Genomic DNA, 13,800 nt, shown 5'->3' with positions numbered 1-13,800 from the left:
ATGCCGGCAACAACGCTGCCTCATAGTGTAATTCCATCGGGAATTTTCCCCTCTCCTGGGCTGTTCACGTTACTATGTTGGCCTTTTTTGGTTACGTGGGTGCTGTGGGTGTCGGAGCGGGCCGGGCGTGCTCAAGAGATGGCCTATGTAGGTGTGGTCATCAGTGCGCTTGGTTTGCTGGGATGCTCGCATGGTCTTGCCTTATCTGAGGGTATTGCGCTTGCCTTAGAATCCTGTGTGCCGGCCTTATTATTCATGCAGCTTCACCCTCACGGTGAAGGGAGAGGGCGCCTTGGTGGGCGTGAGGGTGAGCGTCTCCCTTTTCTGGTTGTTGGCTGTGTGCTGATGGGGTTTTGTTTGCGTTCCATGCTGGCTGTGACCATTGTTATTGGAGCGGGATCAGTGCTGCTGGCCTGGTGGGATGGGCGCGCTGTAAGGCGGGCGTTTCCTGCATGGATGATGGCGCGTTTGCGTCTTTGTGGCGTGGTGTTGAGTGCGCTAGGAGCCGTATTGCTGCATGGTGTTCCCTCCGAAGTAACACCGGAAGCCGCGCAGAATTTGGGGATTGTCCTCTCCGTTCTCGGCCTTGCGATGATGGCAGGACTGGGGAGTGCGGCAACAGCGGCACCTGAGCTTGATATGCTTGATGTTGGGCTGCGTTTTGCCGCTCTTGCCGTGATGGCGCATTTGGCCGTGTATCCTTTAGCTCGTCATCTTATGCTGCTTTCTGGCCTTATTGCGCTATTTATTACCATGGTTGGACGAGGGGCTGTGTTTCCCTTATTGCCATGCCTGACGGGGCTGGGTGTGGTAGCCGCTGCGACAGGGCAAGAAACAGCGCTCTTGCTTCTTCAGGCTGGCGCTTTACTAGGGACTGTCTTGAGGGTGAGGGCCTCCTTTGCTCCAAAAGAAGACAACACGTTGCCTGAACGTGCCATCCTACCAGTGATTTTGGTCGTACTTCTCCACTTAGGACATGTTTTGCCTTTAGGAGCATTGGTCATATTGCTGCTCTGTTTAGCGTTGGGGATGCACGATGTTCGTTTGGCTAGCCCTTCTCATCATGGTTGGCGCTTTTGGGTCGAGCAGGATCAACAGACACGGTTATTGGTGGGCGCGTTGATGATGTTGGCTTTTGTTGGTGTGTGCTTATCTGGATGGAATAATGTGCCAGGATGGCGCGTATGACCGTCATAGACGCTATAATACAGCATAGTGAACGTGTTGGTGTGTTCCATTATCGGATAAAAACAGACCTATGGCGTGCTTTGCTGGAGATGGTTGATAGAACCGTCACTTTTATTGCGTTATGGGTTGATGAGGATGAAGCAACGCTGCTTTTGCTCTATGATGAAAGCCCTATTTTATTGAGCACGGCTGTCGAAAAGCGCCGTTATTATGCCCCGTCAATCCGCTTCCCCGCAGCCCAATGGCATGAGCGTTTAGCCCGCGATCTTTGGGGGGTAGAGGCCCTTTCTGCGTGTGATGATCGCGCTTTGCTTGATGATGGATGCTGGCCGCTTACCTGGCCTTTAGCGCGTGAGCCGATCCCTGTGCAGGGGGAGAGAACAGCACCTGACTACCGGCCGGGTATGGTGCCGTCACGTACGGCACTGCCGGGCTTATTAGGTGTGCGGTACGAGGTCGTTAATGGACGGGTAGAGCAGCTTGATGTGCAGATTGCACCGGGGCATCGTGGTGTACTCTCCCAACTTAAGGGACGCACAGTTGCTGAAGCTCTGAAGGTTATTAGTCGTATCAATGCAGCAGGTTTTGTTGCTCATTCTTTGGCTTTTACGCGTGCGGTGGAGCAAGCCCAAGCGCAGCTCCCAACACCACGTGAACGCGATACGCGCCTAATCTTGCTAGAGATTGAGCGCATGAGCGTGCATATGTTTGATCTCGCTCAGAGTGCGCGCGCTGCTGGAGCAGAGCTTTTAGCCACATACAGTGACCATATGCGTGAAGCGCTTGCTCAAGTGTGTGAAGAGCATGGAGCATCACGTCGTTTAACCGATATGGTGCGGCCATCAGATGATGGAGGTTGTGCGATCTCTGAAATCGTTCCTCTTGCACAGGCTGTGATCAATGTTGTGTCAGCCTCTCTTCCTCGTCTGATAGGGCTGCATCATGTGTATGCCTCACGGTTAGAAGGACTTGCCGTAATTCCAACAGAGATGGCTTGGGCGTATGGGATTGGTGGGGTCGCCGGGCGTGCGAGTGGGCGGTATGTTGATCGGCGTGCGCTTGATATTGGCATGCGCCTTGATGCGCTTCGTTCATCGGGACAGCATGAAGGCTGTGCTTTGGCACGTAACCGTCAACGTTTGGCTGAAATAGGAGATTCAATCACCCTGATAGAGCGTATTTTAGCCAGCATTGGTCTTGAGGATGATGCGCAGGCTTATCCGGTGACCGATGAAGGGGTCGGTGTGGTGGAGAGCGCTCGAGGCGATGTATGGTATTGGGTCACCTTGCAACAGGGGACAATTGAGAAAATCCATATACGTGACCCAGCGCTCCCCCTTCTGACGGTGCTTGGTAATATTTTAAATGGGCACAAACCAGAGGAGATTGGCGCAGCCTTGCTGTCTTTGGGTATTTCTACTGCCGGTGTGGCGTTGTGATAAGGAGTGTATAAGCATGTCATCAGGCCCATCGACATTGCTTTTTGCTTTTATGGATGCGCAGCGTTGGCGCCCTCGTCCTGTCCCACGTAAGAGAGGGGGCATGATCCGGCTTTATGCGCTAGAGACAGGCAGTTGTGAGGGCTGTGCCATGGAGATTGCAGCATTGAACGGCAGCACGATCCCCCTTGAAGGAAGCGGTTTTCAGCTTGTGTCGGGGCCAGAGGAAGCTGACTGGTTGCTGGTAACGGGAGCTGTAACACGCAGCAGTGCATCTGACCTCTTTGAGGCTTGGCAGGCGATGCCAGCAGGGAAGTCGATGGTGGCTGTGGGGGCTTGTGCGTTAGATGGCGGGCCTTTTCAGGCAGATTATGCCACTCTTGGTGGGCTTGAGAAGATCAGCCGGGTTTATCGCACCATTCCCGGCTGTCCACCATCTCCGCGTGATATCTTTCAGGCTTTGGTTGCGTTAGCCGATGAAGGATTTTCTTGATCGTCATAGAACATTCCATCGCGGGAGGCTTCAGCCTCGCGACGGAGACGCCAATAGGAACGACGCGAGAAGGGCAGCATGCCAAGATAGATAAGCCCTGCGGCTGCTAGAGCGCCCCAAGGTTCTGCAACGAGAATAGCCGCGTAAAGTCCCGTCCCGAGGAGGAGGGGTAAAATATACAGCGTGGGCACTTTAAAGTTTTTGAACGACCAAATCGGCACGGTTGACACCAGCAAAAATGCGGTACCGACGAGACAGGCTGCAGAAAGCCACGGCGTATGAGAGAATTGTGCAATCTCAGGCAGGCCATTACGCTCCGCTTCTAGCCCGAGAAAGACGGGGAAAAGCGCTAAGAGAGCACCGGCTGGAGCGGGCACTCCGCTGAAGAAGTTCGCAGCATATTCGGGGGCGTTATCGTCATCAAGCGTTGCGTTAAAGCGAGCTAAGCGCAACGCCATACAGACGGTAAACATAATAAACGGCACGAAGGCGAAGCGGCTTGTTGGATGCAACGCCCACATCATCAACACGAAAGGGGGCGCGACACCGAAGCAGACGAAGTCTGACAGACTGTCAAATTCTGCACCGAAACGGGATGTCCCATGTAAAAGGCGTGCAATACGCCCATCCAGCCCGTCCATGCAGGCTGCCACGAGCAACGCAATCGCTGCGTGAGAAAAATGTCCAAGAAGAGCAAACTTGATGCTGCTTAAACCGGCGCACAGACCAATCATGGTGAGGATATTAGGGACAAGTCGATTAAAAGACAGGCCCCGTACACGCCGACGTCTGCGCCGGCGTTTTAGGATGGATTTAGGAGAAGAGCTCTCTGTCATGCTGATGCTTTCACAGTTCCGCAATAACCGTTTCGCCCCCAATCATGGTCTGCCCAACCCGAACTTTAGGGGTCACACCGGGGGGAAGATAAATATCTGTGCGGGAGCCAAAGCGGATCAAGCCGAAGAGATCACCTGCTTTGAGTGTATCCCCCTCAGAGACATCGCAGAGAATGCGCCGTGCAATTAGCCCAGCAATTTGCACAACAGCAATTTGCCGGCCATCGGCCATGGTTACGCAGAGCTCATTACGCTCATTATGTTCTGAGGCTTTGTCGAGGCTGGCGTTCAGGAAGCGCCCAGAATGATAGGCACGCTTGGTAATCGTGCCATCAACGGGGATTCGGTTGACATGCACATTCAGTACGGAAAGGAAGGTGGACACGCGCCAAACAGGCTCATCGCCCATTTCTAGTGCTGGAGGAGGAGCGACGCGTGTGACAGAGGTGATACGGCCGTCCGCACTGGCAAGCACGAGCTTTCCTTCTTCAGGAGGAAAGCGCTTAGGATTACGGAAGAAATACAGGCAAAACCCGGTAAAGGCGAGGCCGGCTGTACCCAGTGCGCGGGTAAAGCGCCAAGGGGTTGCACGCCCTAAAAGCCCCACAAGCATACCTCCTCCTAGGAAAGGAGTGGCTGCGCGATGAGGGGGGGATAGGACGAGTTTAAAAGACTGGATCAGTGACATAATGCTTACTCTTACGATACCGGTGCGGTGGGTCAAGGACTTGACGTATTCTGAAGGCGCTCTGTGAGGCTTTCTTCATCTATATAGGGCAGAAAGGAGATGAACCGGGACGTATATGTCACGCAATGACCTTTTCTACGGCCCTTTCAAAGACTAACATTTTAAGCGAGTGATAAACAATGATCTCATGCTGGCTGTTTTTCCGTTTCGATCGTATCAGCGATAAAGCGCGTAGCGCGGTGTTGCTGTAGCAGGTCAGTGATATGTCTCAATGTTTGAATGCTGCTTTGAACGATTTTGAGGATCTGGCGAGTGAAGGGCAACCGTAGGTCACTCCTGTATGGTACCTCTACCAGCCATCAGAATTTGATCAATCTAAGTGGTAGTGGCATAGTGAGTCGTCATTACTCATGCGGTCTTTAAGGTCACTCTTTACGTGATATTGATGATGGCTTTGGTATGCGTCGTCTGTCTAACCATTCGGCAAGAAGTCAGTCATAGCCGAGCAGGGGCATCGTAATTCATAATGATGCTCTTTTCTGTGCGTAAATAGAACTCCAATATTTTGATCGTCATGCATGTTGTGCACAAAGGATGAACCGCGATTATCGTGGGAAAACGGTGACGTGAGCATGGGTCTGCATGGATATGATGAAAGAAAGGACACTATATATGGATATTGAGATTCAAGCTGTTCCTGTTTTGAAAGACAATTATGCGTGGCTTCTCCACTCGGAAGCTGGAGGAACTATTGTTGTCGACCCTGGCCAATCAGAGCCTGTGCGTAAGGCGCTAGGAGATCGACGGTTAGATGCTATTCTTCTCACCCATTACCATAGTGATCACACAGCGGGGGCTGATGCGCTGAAGCAGGCTTATGGCGCGATGATTTACGGCCCAGATAATGTCGCAGCTTCTGTCGATACGGCGGTAAAAGGGGGAGAGCAGCTGACATTTGCTGGGGTCAAGATTGATGTGCTTTCCACACCAGGTCATGCAGAAGGCCATGTGTCCTACGTACAGCCCGATGTGCCGGCTTTATTCACAGGTGATGTGCTCTTTAGTGGGGGATGTGGGCGTTTATTTGACGGTACAGCGGCGGAGATGTTCGCGAGCTTACGTCTTTATGATCCCTTACCGGATAACACATTGGTTTGTGCAGGACACGAATATACAGAGGCGAACCTAGCTTTTATTGCGGCTCATACAGCGCAGCCTAACGACGCTTTTCAGCAGCGCTATCGGGAGGTAAAAGCCCTTCGGGAACAAGGAAAGCCTACGTTACCTGTCGCGTTAAAAGTGGAGCGAGAAACAAACCCTTTCCTTCAGGCGCGCACGGTTGAGGAACTCGCTCATTGGCGCCACCTGAAAGATCAAGCGTAACAATCAGGCGTCGATATCAAGGCCGATATCAAGAGCGGTGACGCTATGGGTCAGCCAGCCGAGGGAGAGGACATCAACCCCAGTTTCAGCCTTAGAGCGCGCTGTATCAGGGGTGATGCCTCCTGATGCTTCGGCAATGGCACGACCATTGATCATGGAAACAGCACGGCGGAGCTGGTCGGGTTCCATGTTATCCAGAAGATAGGCATCAGCTCCACCGCATGACAAAGCCTCTTCAAGCTGCTCAAGGGCATCCACTTCCAGCTCGATCTTCATCAAATGTCCCGCCCGCTCGCGAGCAGCTTTTAGGGCTTCCTTGATGGTACCACCAAGCAGGGCAATGTGATTGTCTTTGAGCATAATCGCGTCATCCAGCCGATGACGATGGTTACTCCCCCCGCCAGCACGCACGGCGTATTTTTGCACGGCGCGTAAACCGGGAAGGGTTTTGCGTGTGCAGCAGACATCAACGCCTGTGCCTTCCACCGCATGAACAATGGCTGCTGTTGTGCTGGCAATCCCACTCAGATGGGAGAGCAGATTAAGAGCGACACGCTCACCTCCCAAAATAGCAGCGGCAGAGCCTTCAACTGTGGCAAGAGCATCACCGGGTTTAATGGTCGATCCTTCTGCCATAAGGGGTGTAAAGTGCGTAGCTCCGTCAAGCGCATGAAAGGCGAGGCGGGCACCGGGTAGTCCTGCAAGGACACCATGGTGGCGGGCTCGGAAGACAGCGCGAAGTGTTTTTTGATGACCAAGGAGTGCTTGGGTGGTGACATCTCCACCTGTTCCAAAGTCTTCACGCAAAGCGGTGGTGATGAGGGGTTCCCAAAGAAGATCGGGGAGGAAAAGAGCAGCGGTCATGAGTGAAGCTTTCAGGCAGAAGGGAGATCGACAAGTGTCCAGCTTTGGCGCTGGGGAGAGCGGCTTGTTGGAGCGTCTTCACGCCAATGACTGCCACGGCTTTCTTTGCGATGAAGGGCAGCCCAAGCGATAAAAGAAGCGGTCAGAGCCGGGCCATAATGGCGCGCTAGCGGGAGTGCTTTTTCTAACAGCGCGCGTAATCCGTCCTCATGGCGCAAAATCCCAGCCTGCTCCTCCATCAGATCGTTTAGTGTCCATGTAGGAGACAAGAAAGGAACGCGCGGCGTTGGAGCCCTGAGTGGGATGAAAGGCGTGCTGTGCGCGTCAATATCTTCGGCAATCCATTTCCCGCAGACGAGCGCCTCTAGGAGAGAGTTGCTCGCTAAACGGTTCGCGCCGTGTAGTCCTGTGCAGGCCACTTCACCATTCGCCCATAATCCTGGGAGGGAACTGCGACCATGATGGTCAACAGCGATACCGCCCATATGGTAATGCATGGCCGGTTTAACGGGAAGGCGCTGCGTGTCTGGGTCTAACCCCGCTGCATGGCAGGCTTTGGTAATAGCGGGGAAGCGGGCGCTAAAGGGGCGGTCTTTGAAATGACGCCCATCAAGATAGACCTGATGCCCGTCCTTCAGCTGGGCAGCAATGGCACGACTCACGACATCACGTGGGGCGAGCTCTTCGGTAAAGCGTTCGCCATTTTCTAAGACGAGAGGGCCACCAGCGCCACGCACGGCCTCACTAATGAGAGGGCGGCGTGTTTGTGTTGGGCCAGCCGCTAGGGAGGTTGGATGGAATTGCGTAAATTCCATATCCCCCAAACGTGCTCCGGCCAAGGCAGCATGGGCGATGCCCATCCCTTTATTGCTCAGCGGAATAGTGGTGTGGCGATAGAGCCCGCCACAGCTCCCAGTGGCGAGAATGCAGCATTGTGTAGGGATGAATCCGCCGGAAACCCACACCCCACGCAGTAACCCATCTTCATGATGGAGTCCTTCGAGGGACTGGCCTGTTAGCACATGGATGCGCGATGTTGCGCGTACTTTTTCCCGCAGTGAAGAGGCAATATAAGCACCGCTCTGGTCGCCCCCTGCATAAACAACGCGCGGTCGGCTATGAGCCCCTTCGAGATGAAGGGCGAGAGAGCCCGATTCATCACGAGCAAGCGGCACGCCCCAGCGAAGGAGCGTCTCAACAGCAGAGGGGCCGGCTTGCGTGATGGCGCGTACAACGGCTTCATCACAAAGACCGGCACCTGCGCGGAGTGTATCGCGTGCATGATCCTCAGGCGTATCATCAGGGCCGATGGCCGCAGCCATTCCGCCTTGGGCGAGCTGGGTGGAGGAGCCCTCACCGTTGGGATGGGGAGAGAGCAGCACGCACGGTTGTTTGAGATGGAGCGCCACAGACAGTCCCGCTAAGCCGGAACCAATAATGACGGGCCAGCCTGTGTAAGAAGAAAGGAGCGGATCTGTCATAGGAGGTCTGCCTCAATGTTCTCCAGAGGGGAGCCTCTGGAGAGGGTGGTTAGAGGGCGAGCATCCGTTCGACGGAACGACGAGCAGGCTCTTGATGCTCAGCAGCGATGGTGACTTCTGTGCTCATGGTTTCGAGCGACTGACGAATGTTCTTCAACGTAATGCGCTTCATATGAGGGCATAGATTACATGGGCGCACAAAGCGTGTGTCCGGGAACATCGTCGAGAGGTTATCGCTCATAGAGCATTCGGTAATGAGCAACACCTTATCAGGATGATTGTTTTCAATATAGCTAATCATACTCGCCGTGGAGCCCGCATGATCGGCTTCGGCAACGACATCGGGCGCGCATTCGGGATGGGCAATGACGTGGAGGCCGTCTTTATGCATGCGCCGATATTGACGGATCTCCGGAGGGGTGAAGCGCTCATGCACTTCGCAGCGTGCCGACCATGTGTGCATTTTAATGCCCGTCTCATTTTCAATATTACGAGCGAGATATTCATCGGGGATCATAATGACCTCGGGCACACCAAGGCTTTCGACAACGCGGCGGGCGTTCCCTGAGGTGCAACACACGTCCGTTTCGGCTTTTACAGCAGCAGAACTATTGACATAGGTCACAACAGGAACACCGGGATGGCGCGCTCTTAGCGTGCGAACATTTTCTGCGGTAATGCCTTCAGCAAGGGAGCAGCCAGCCATCTCATCGGGGATGAGGACGGTTTTTTCTGGGTTCAGCATTTTCACGGTTTCAGCCATGAAATGCACCCCAGCCATCACAACGACTTGTTGTTTGATGTTTTGCGCTTCACGCGCTAGGGCGAGGCTATCGCCACGAATATCGGCGACACCATGGAAGATCTCTGGCGTTTGGTAGTTATGGGCCAAAATAACAGCGTCATGCCTTTGCTTGAGCGCAAGGATGGCTTCAATGTCATCAGCAAAAAGCTGCTCCCAATCTTCCCGCGCCATGAGGGAAGAAACCGGACGATAGAGATCATCACGTGACGGAAGAGCGACGGTGGCCTGCACCATAGTAGAGAAATCCTTATGAATGTTCTTATACTCAGTATGAGCATAAAAGAGCGCATAAGGAAAGGGTTTCTAGAGAAAGAGGGATTAAAAGCGCGTTAATCTAAGGGAAGCATGGCTCCGCTGAGGTAACAAGAGGTCGCTGCTTCTGGACGAAAACGATAGAGCTTGGCAGGGCGTCCGGGTGCACTCGCATCGCGTTCACCGGTTTCTTCAACGAGTTTTTGGTGGAGGACAAGGCGACGGAAATTGGGCTTGTGCATAGGCCGACCAGAGAGGTTTTCCATCGCCTTTTGGAGCTGCAAAAGCGTAAATGCATGAGGCAGGAGTTCAAAAACAATCGGTGTATAACGGATCTTGGCTCGGAGCCGCGACAGGGCTGTGGCAAGAATGCGCCGGTTATCAAATGGCGTATGAGAAGGGTCGCTCGTATGTGTAGACGTTGGTAGGGATTTAGCGACGAGTCCTGCTTCCCATAGCAGTTCGTAACGATCGAGGACTTTTTCATCATCCCAAGGGAGGCCATTAAGCCCAAAAGCTGGGATTGTGCGCGTTAGGCGTTCTGGGTCGTGTCTTGCCCAAGACGTAATATGAGTGCGTAGTTCTTTAAATTGGCTATTGGTGGCTGGGGTGCGTCGATCTTCCCATGGGAAATAGGTGTAGAGTGACTGCAGAGAGAACCCATCGGGATTGGTGATCCTTGCTAAAGCAAGATAAGAAATACGGATAAGCTGGTGCTGTGTATTGGGTAATGGCTGGTCAGCAAAGGTATAAAGCTGTTCCATATGGCCGATGCTGCAGCCTGTATGTTGCTCGGCCCAACGATGAAGCCCTTTTTGCAGCGAATGCCGGTTCGTCAATGGGCCAGAGGGGAGTTCCTGACCTTGGTTAAGAGTCAGAAGGGTGGGAGCTTCTTCGCCCATCGTGATGAGAATAGTGACGAGATCAATCGTGCAGAGAGGGTTGTCTGGCATGGTTGTCATGGTGCGTGCGGAAGAAAACGTTGAAGCATACGCAGTTTTTCGGCGTTGAGGCCGGTCGGTAAGCCATGGCTGAGCGCCACGCTTATGCTGAGGGGACGTTCAGTCGGGATGGTGACAGACGATGAAGGCGGCGTGAGAGCATGCTGAAGAAATTTCAGCATAGCAGGCGAGAGTTGCTGCTGTGCCTCGGGGCGTTCAAGAATCTGTAAGGCACTGTTGCGCCAATGGGTGACTTGAAGGGTAACGGCACCATCCCCTTCAGGAATGCTGATCTTCCCACCAAAAGAGAAGTGAGAAGAGGAGTCGAGGAGTGGGAAATCTGCGCTTAGCTCATGCAGACGGAGAATGCAGCTCTTCGTAAGCGTGTCCATTAAGGAGGAGTGGCACCCCGGCAGAGCTGCGACGACATGAAGCTGCGTTAAAGGGTGGTGGTGCGGAATGTCTGGATGGTTGAGTTGGAGCTGTAATGCTTTGAGGTCGATCGCGAGGGCGCTGTCTGTCAAAGAGGGGTGTGTATTCCAGTAAATCTTCCCGCTGAGGGTGTTAAGGGCACCGGAGAGTTCAGCTTGTTCGGACGTAAAGCGGACATCCCCAAGGGAAAGAGCCGCTGTGCTATGGGTGGCATGACGTTTTGAGGTGAGATGCAGTTTATGGAGATGGATCGTGAGGTCGCGATCATGAGCGACAAGACGGAGGATCGTTTCGCCGTCGCTTAATAATGGAAGAGAGCGGTGCTGTAGCGCATTGAGGAGCCATGTGGCCCACGAACCGCCCAGCTGGGCAGATGTGCTTGCGCCCCCGATCTGTAAAGCGTCATGCTGCGTATGAAATTGAATATGAGAGAGCGAAAGCCCAGCCCCAAATGGCCAGCCTTGTGGTGAGACGTGCCCGATGGAGAGTGTTATAGCGTTGGAACGACAGCTCTCTTGGAAGAGTGCGAGTTGGTGCTCCATATGCTTGGTAGCGAGACGATAAGCCCAGACATCAAGCAGTGTGAGTGCAACAAGCAGGCCAAGCGTGATCGTGATAAGGCGCGCTGGGTAGTGTCGTAACACAAACCGTAAGCGGGATATGGGGGCAGAAGAGTCTCTCAATGAAGGGCCATAGCTGACGTTAGGAGGGAGGGTCTTGTGTGACTTTATCACGGGGAAGGGCGTGGGTGTCAGAGAGTTTATCCCACGCGTGTTCAACCGCTGGAATAAGCATTCGTCCACGTAAAGCGGGAAGGGGCTCTCCAATCGCGACGATCAACGTGCCGGGATATTTACGCCATGGGGAGCGTGGCCAAAACAAGCCGGAATTTGTTGCGACAGGAATGATGGGTGTTGTTGCCTGACGTGCGAGAGCGACAATCCCGTTTTGGAGTGAAACGCGCTCGCCGGGCTTTGTGCGTGTACCTTCTGGGAAGAGGATAATCTGCCGTCCGCGCTCTTGGGCTTGTGAGACACGCTCCATCATCGTGCGGAGAGCCTGAGATCCTCCGGCGCGATTAACGGGGATCATCCCACTTAGCAACAGCATAGGGCCAACGAGAGGGATCTTAGTGAGCTCTTGCTTAATAACATAGGCCGGTAGGGGTACCGCATTCATCCATACAAAACCATCAAAGAAGGATTGATGTTGAGAAGCGATGAGAAAGGGGCCGCTGGGCAAGTGCTCTGTCCCGGTTATTGTGATCCGGATACTGCAGAGTGTGCGTAGTCCCCAAAGCACGGCACGAGACCAGAGCTTGGCATAGCGTAGGGCCCAAGCGTCTTTATTGCTTAAGCGAATAGGAAACGCCGCAATCCCCATAACGAGGGTGAGAAGGAGAAGATAAAGATTAAAAAGTGTACCGCGAACAAGGCTCATCATACGTGATTGCATGGCCTGAAACCTATCAAGCAGGCAAGTAAAAAATCGACCCTTCTTTCATCAGTTCGTTATGGAGTGAGGTCGTAAGGATGTTGGGGAGTGTGCATAGAGCTGCGTATAATAGCACCGAGGAGCTTTATATATTCACGCGTGAGGATGGCCCATGTCCGCTTATTCCAGAGATGGGAGAGCGATTGGGCGCGTACAGGATACGGCGTCATGTCTAGGTGAGGCGCAACATAGTGGAATTCCAGCAATGCGCGGGGCATGTGGTAGGTTGAGGTAATGAGGACGATATGGGTCAGGTGATGGTCGTGCGCCCATTGTTCAGTCTCACGCACATTACCAACTGTGCCGATCGCACGACGTCCGAGGGTGATCTGCTTACGCAGATGAGAAGGGAAAGACGTTATTTTCGGCCCAATAATGGGTTGCATATGGGTCTGGGGAGCGACGCCTGAGATGAGCAACGGAAGGTCAGGATGGTCTTGGAGGAGATGCAATGCCGTAGTGATGCGGTCTTCTCCACCAGTAAGCACAACAAGCCCATCATGAGGGGAGGCTACGTGCGGGAGTACTGGTGGTGAGAGGGGGCGCAGAGCCGCATTGAGGCAAAAGCATAGAAAGCCAATCGGCCCAACAAGCAGTATAATAGAGAGACTGCTTGTCAGAAGAACCGTTTTCCAGCGCAGGCGGGACATCATGGCAAAGGCGCCCGTAGGGATGTGTAATAGAAAAACTCGCTCACCATCCATCCTAACACGGCATAGAAAAGCGGGAGAAGATATAAAAAATGGAGCCGTGAAGGATGAGACACGTCAAACAATAAAGAGACCTGTGGAGGGGCTTGATGCATTAAAGGGCTCAACAGAGCCATGAGAATGTAAAGCATAGGGAGGAGTATCAAGAGCCCTAAAATACTCCCGATGCAGCAGGAGATGCCAAAACGTAGTGTGGTTGCCCAATAGGCACGATGTAACGGGCAGCCAAGCTGTGCAAGGAGCGTCAAATCAGCACTTTGAATCAGGCGCGCAGACTGCGCTGAAAGAGCAATACTGATAATCAAAACAGCGCTGGATGTGAGTGTGCCAATGAGCGCACTGAGCAGAGAAGCTGGATAAATAATAGCTGTAAAAGAGGGAATAGAGCTGTGCTGCTGGGGAGGGGCTATCAGTGTTGCGGTAGGGAGCGTTTCTTTTACGCTTTGCTCAAGGCGCGAAGGAGTGCCTGTGTAGTTGAGGGCGATGATCGGGGGCACAGGGTTTGGCCAAGGGGCGTTCCATTGCGTGAGGAGAGTGTTGACCTCAGCAGACGAGAGGGAACGGACATGAGAAGCTCCCGGAATTTCGGAAAAATGCTGTAACAGCTCTGTCGATGGCGGTGGGTGCTCTGTTGGCAAGAGAATCAATGCGATGCGTGCCGGCCCTATATCCCATTGTTGGGCTAGGAAGATGCCACCCCACATACTGGCGAGGCTGAGCCCTATTCCGACTGTGCTGAGGGCGGCGCAGAGGGTCAGGAGGATCAAACGCGGACGCGCCAAGCAGCTACGCAT

The 13,800-nt window shown here is 53.6% G+C and carries 15 protein-coding genes; 4 read left to right on the top strand and 11 right to left on the bottom strand.

The genetic code is table 11. From position 1 onward, the window contains the following. Genes GS535_RS00290 through GS535_RS00280 form a run of 3 tightly spaced genes read left to right on the top strand, consistent with a single transcriptional unit; the run spans window position 1 to window position 3,120 of the window. Window positions 1–1,188: a hypothetical protein gene (locus tag GS535_RS00290; RefSeq protein ID WP_160791663.1), complete on the top strand. Its 1,188-nt coding sequence runs from the start codon at window positions 1–3 to the stop codon at window positions 1,186–1,188. Next, a complete protein-coding gene (locus GS535_RS00285) occupies window positions 1,185–2,627 on the top strand; it encodes an NADH-quinone oxidoreductase subunit C (RefSeq protein ID WP_160791664.1) in 1,443 nt (480 codons plus the stop codon). The genes GS535_RS00290 and GS535_RS00285 overlap by 4 nt, the downstream gene beginning before the upstream one ends. A 16-nt stretch (window positions 2,628–2,643) precedes the next feature. Then, window positions 2,644–3,120, top strand: a complete 477-nt coding sequence (locus tag GS535_RS00280; RefSeq protein WP_160791665.1) for an NADH-quinone oxidoreductase subunit B family protein — start codon at window positions 2,644–2,646, stop codon at window positions 3,118–3,120. Here GS535_RS00280 and GS535_RS00275 read toward each other — a convergent pair. The 3 genes from GS535_RS00275 to GS535_RS11080 form a co-directional block, all read right to left on the bottom strand. Then, window positions 3,081–3,956, bottom strand: a complete 876-nt coding sequence (locus GS535_RS00275; protein ID WP_160791666.1) for a phosphatidylcholine/phosphatidylserine synthase — start codon at window positions 3,954–3,956, stop codon at window positions 3,081–3,083. The genes GS535_RS00280 and GS535_RS00275 overlap by 40 nt on opposite strands. 10 nt (window positions 3,957–3,966) lie before the next feature. Then, a complete protein-coding gene (locus GS535_RS00270) occupies window positions 3,967–4,644 on the bottom strand; it encodes a phosphatidylserine decarboxylase (protein WP_160791667.1) in 678 nt (225 codons plus the stop codon). A 185-nt stretch (window positions 4,645–4,829) separates the two neighbouring features. Then, entirely contained in the window at window positions 4,830–4,967 is a 138-nt protein-coding gene (locus GS535_RS11080; protein ID WP_160791668.1) for a hypothetical protein, read from the bottom strand. Window positions 4,968–5,316: 349 nt separating this feature from the next. On the opposite strand from GS535_RS11080, the gene gloB reads away from it, so the two are divergent. After that, complete coding sequence (gene gloB, locus GS535_RS00265) at window positions 5,317–6,027, top strand: hydroxyacylglutathione hydrolase (RefSeq protein WP_160791669.1); 711 nt, start codon at window positions 5,317–5,319, stop codon at window positions 6,025–6,027. 3 nt (window positions 6,028–6,030) lie between these two features. Here gloB and nadC read toward each other — a convergent pair whose 3' ends face one another. The 8 genes from nadC to GS535_RS00225 all read right to left on the bottom strand — a co-directional run bounded on the left by nadC (window position 6,031) and on the right by GS535_RS00225 (window position 13,788). Next, on the bottom strand, window positions 6,031–6,891 hold the full coding sequence (gene nadC / locus GS535_RS00260) for a carboxylating nicotinate-nucleotide diphosphorylase (RefSeq protein WP_160791670.1): 861 nt from the start codon (window positions 6,889–6,891) through the stop codon (window positions 6,031–6,033). A gap of 11 nt (window positions 6,892–6,902) precedes the next feature. Then, window positions 6,903–8,372, bottom strand: a complete 1,470-nt coding sequence (locus GS535_RS00255) for an L-aspartate oxidase (protein WP_160791671.1) — start codon at window positions 8,370–8,372, stop codon at window positions 6,903–6,905. Between the two features lie 49 nt (window positions 8,373–8,421). After that, on the bottom strand, window positions 8,422–9,411 hold the full coding sequence (nadA, locus tag GS535_RS00250) for a quinolinate synthase NadA (protein WP_160791672.1): 990 nt from the start codon (window positions 9,409–9,411) through the stop codon (window positions 8,422–8,424). Window positions 9,412–9,506: 95 nt separating this feature from the next. Further along, window positions 9,507–10,382 carry an NrtR DNA-binding winged helix domain-containing protein gene (locus GS535_RS00245; protein ID WP_237442141.1) on the bottom strand — a complete coding sequence of 292 codons (876 nt, stop codon included), beginning with the start codon at window positions 10,380–10,382 and terminating at the stop codon, window positions 9,507–9,509. A gap of 5 nt (window positions 10,383–10,387) precedes the next feature. Then, window positions 10,388–11,446 carry a hypothetical protein gene (locus tag GS535_RS00240; RefSeq protein ID WP_160799093.1) on the bottom strand — a complete coding sequence of 353 codons (1,059 nt, stop codon included), beginning with the start codon at window positions 11,444–11,446 and terminating at the stop codon, window positions 10,388–10,390. Between the two features lie 58 nt (window positions 11,447–11,504). Continuing rightward, window positions 11,505–12,242, bottom strand: coding sequence for a 1-acyl-sn-glycerol-3-phosphate acyltransferase (locus GS535_RS00235; RefSeq protein WP_160791736.1), 738 nt, complete (start codon window positions 12,240–12,242; stop codon window positions 11,505–11,507). 71 nt (window positions 12,243–12,313) lie between these two features. Beyond that, complete coding sequence (locus tag GS535_RS00230) at window positions 12,314–12,949, bottom strand: YdcF family protein (protein ID WP_160791675.1); 636 nt, start codon at window positions 12,947–12,949, stop codon at window positions 12,314–12,316. Then, complete coding sequence (locus GS535_RS00225) at window positions 12,946–13,788, bottom strand: hypothetical protein (protein WP_160791676.1); 843 nt, start codon at window positions 13,786–13,788, stop codon at window positions 12,946–12,948. The genes GS535_RS00230 and GS535_RS00225 overlap by 4 nt, the downstream gene beginning before the upstream one ends. Window positions 13,789–13,800 lie beyond the last annotated feature (12 nt).

The sequence above is a fragment of the Saccharibacter sp. EH611 genome (genome assembly GCF_009834765.1).
Classification (GTDB): Bacteria; Pseudomonadota; Alphaproteobacteria; order Acetobacterales; family Acetobacteraceae; genus Saccharibacter.
The sequence above is the reverse complement of the archived record's forward strand: the minus strand, read 5'-3'. Positions and strand labels throughout refer to the sequence as shown.

Bases quoted from the DNA above. Each gene is read 5' to 3' on its own strand.
- GS535_RS00290 (WP_160791663.1), top strand. From the start codon at position 1: ATGCCGGCAACAACGCTGCCTCATAGTGTAATTCCATCGGGAATTTTC.
- GS535_RS00285 (WP_160791664.1), top strand. From the start codon at position 1,185: ATGACCGTCATAGACGCTATAATACAGCATAGTGAACGTGTTGGTGTG.
- GS535_RS00280 (WP_160791665.1), top strand. From the start codon at position 2,644: ATGTCATCAGGCCCATCGACATTGCTTTTTGCTTTTATGGATGCGCAG.
- GS535_RS00275 (WP_160791666.1), bottom strand. From the start codon at position 3,956: ATGACAGAGAGCTCTTCTCCTAAATCCATCCTAAAACGCCGGCGCAGA.
- GS535_RS00270 (WP_160791667.1), bottom strand. From the start codon at position 4,644: ATGTCACTGATCCAGTCTTTTAAACTCGTCCTATCCCCCCCTCATCGC.
- gloB (WP_160791669.1), top strand. From the start codon at position 5,317: ATGGATATTGAGATTCAAGCTGTTCCTGTTTTGAAAGACAATTATGCG.
- nadC (WP_160791670.1), bottom strand. From the start codon at position 6,891: ATGACCGCTGCTCTTTTCCTCCCCGATCTTCTTTGGGAACCCCTCATC.
- GS535_RS00255 (WP_160791671.1), bottom strand. From the start codon at position 8,372: ATGACAGATCCGCTCCTTTCTTCTTACACAGGCTGGCCCGTCATTATT.
- nadA (WP_160791672.1), bottom strand. From the start codon at position 9,411: ATGGTGCAGGCCACCGTCGCTCTTCCGTCACGTGATGATCTCTATCGT.
- GS535_RS00245 (WP_237442141.1), bottom strand. From the start codon at position 10,382: ATGCCAGACAACCCTCTCTGCACGATTGATCTCGTCACTATTCTCATC.
- GS535_RS00235 (WP_160791736.1), bottom strand. From the start codon at position 12,242: ATGAGCCTTGTTCGCGGTACACTTTTTAATCTTTATCTTCTCCTTCTC.
- GS535_RS00230 (WP_160791675.1), bottom strand. From the start codon at position 12,949: ATGATGTCCCGCCTGCGCTGGAAAACGGTTCTTCTGACAAGCAGTCTC.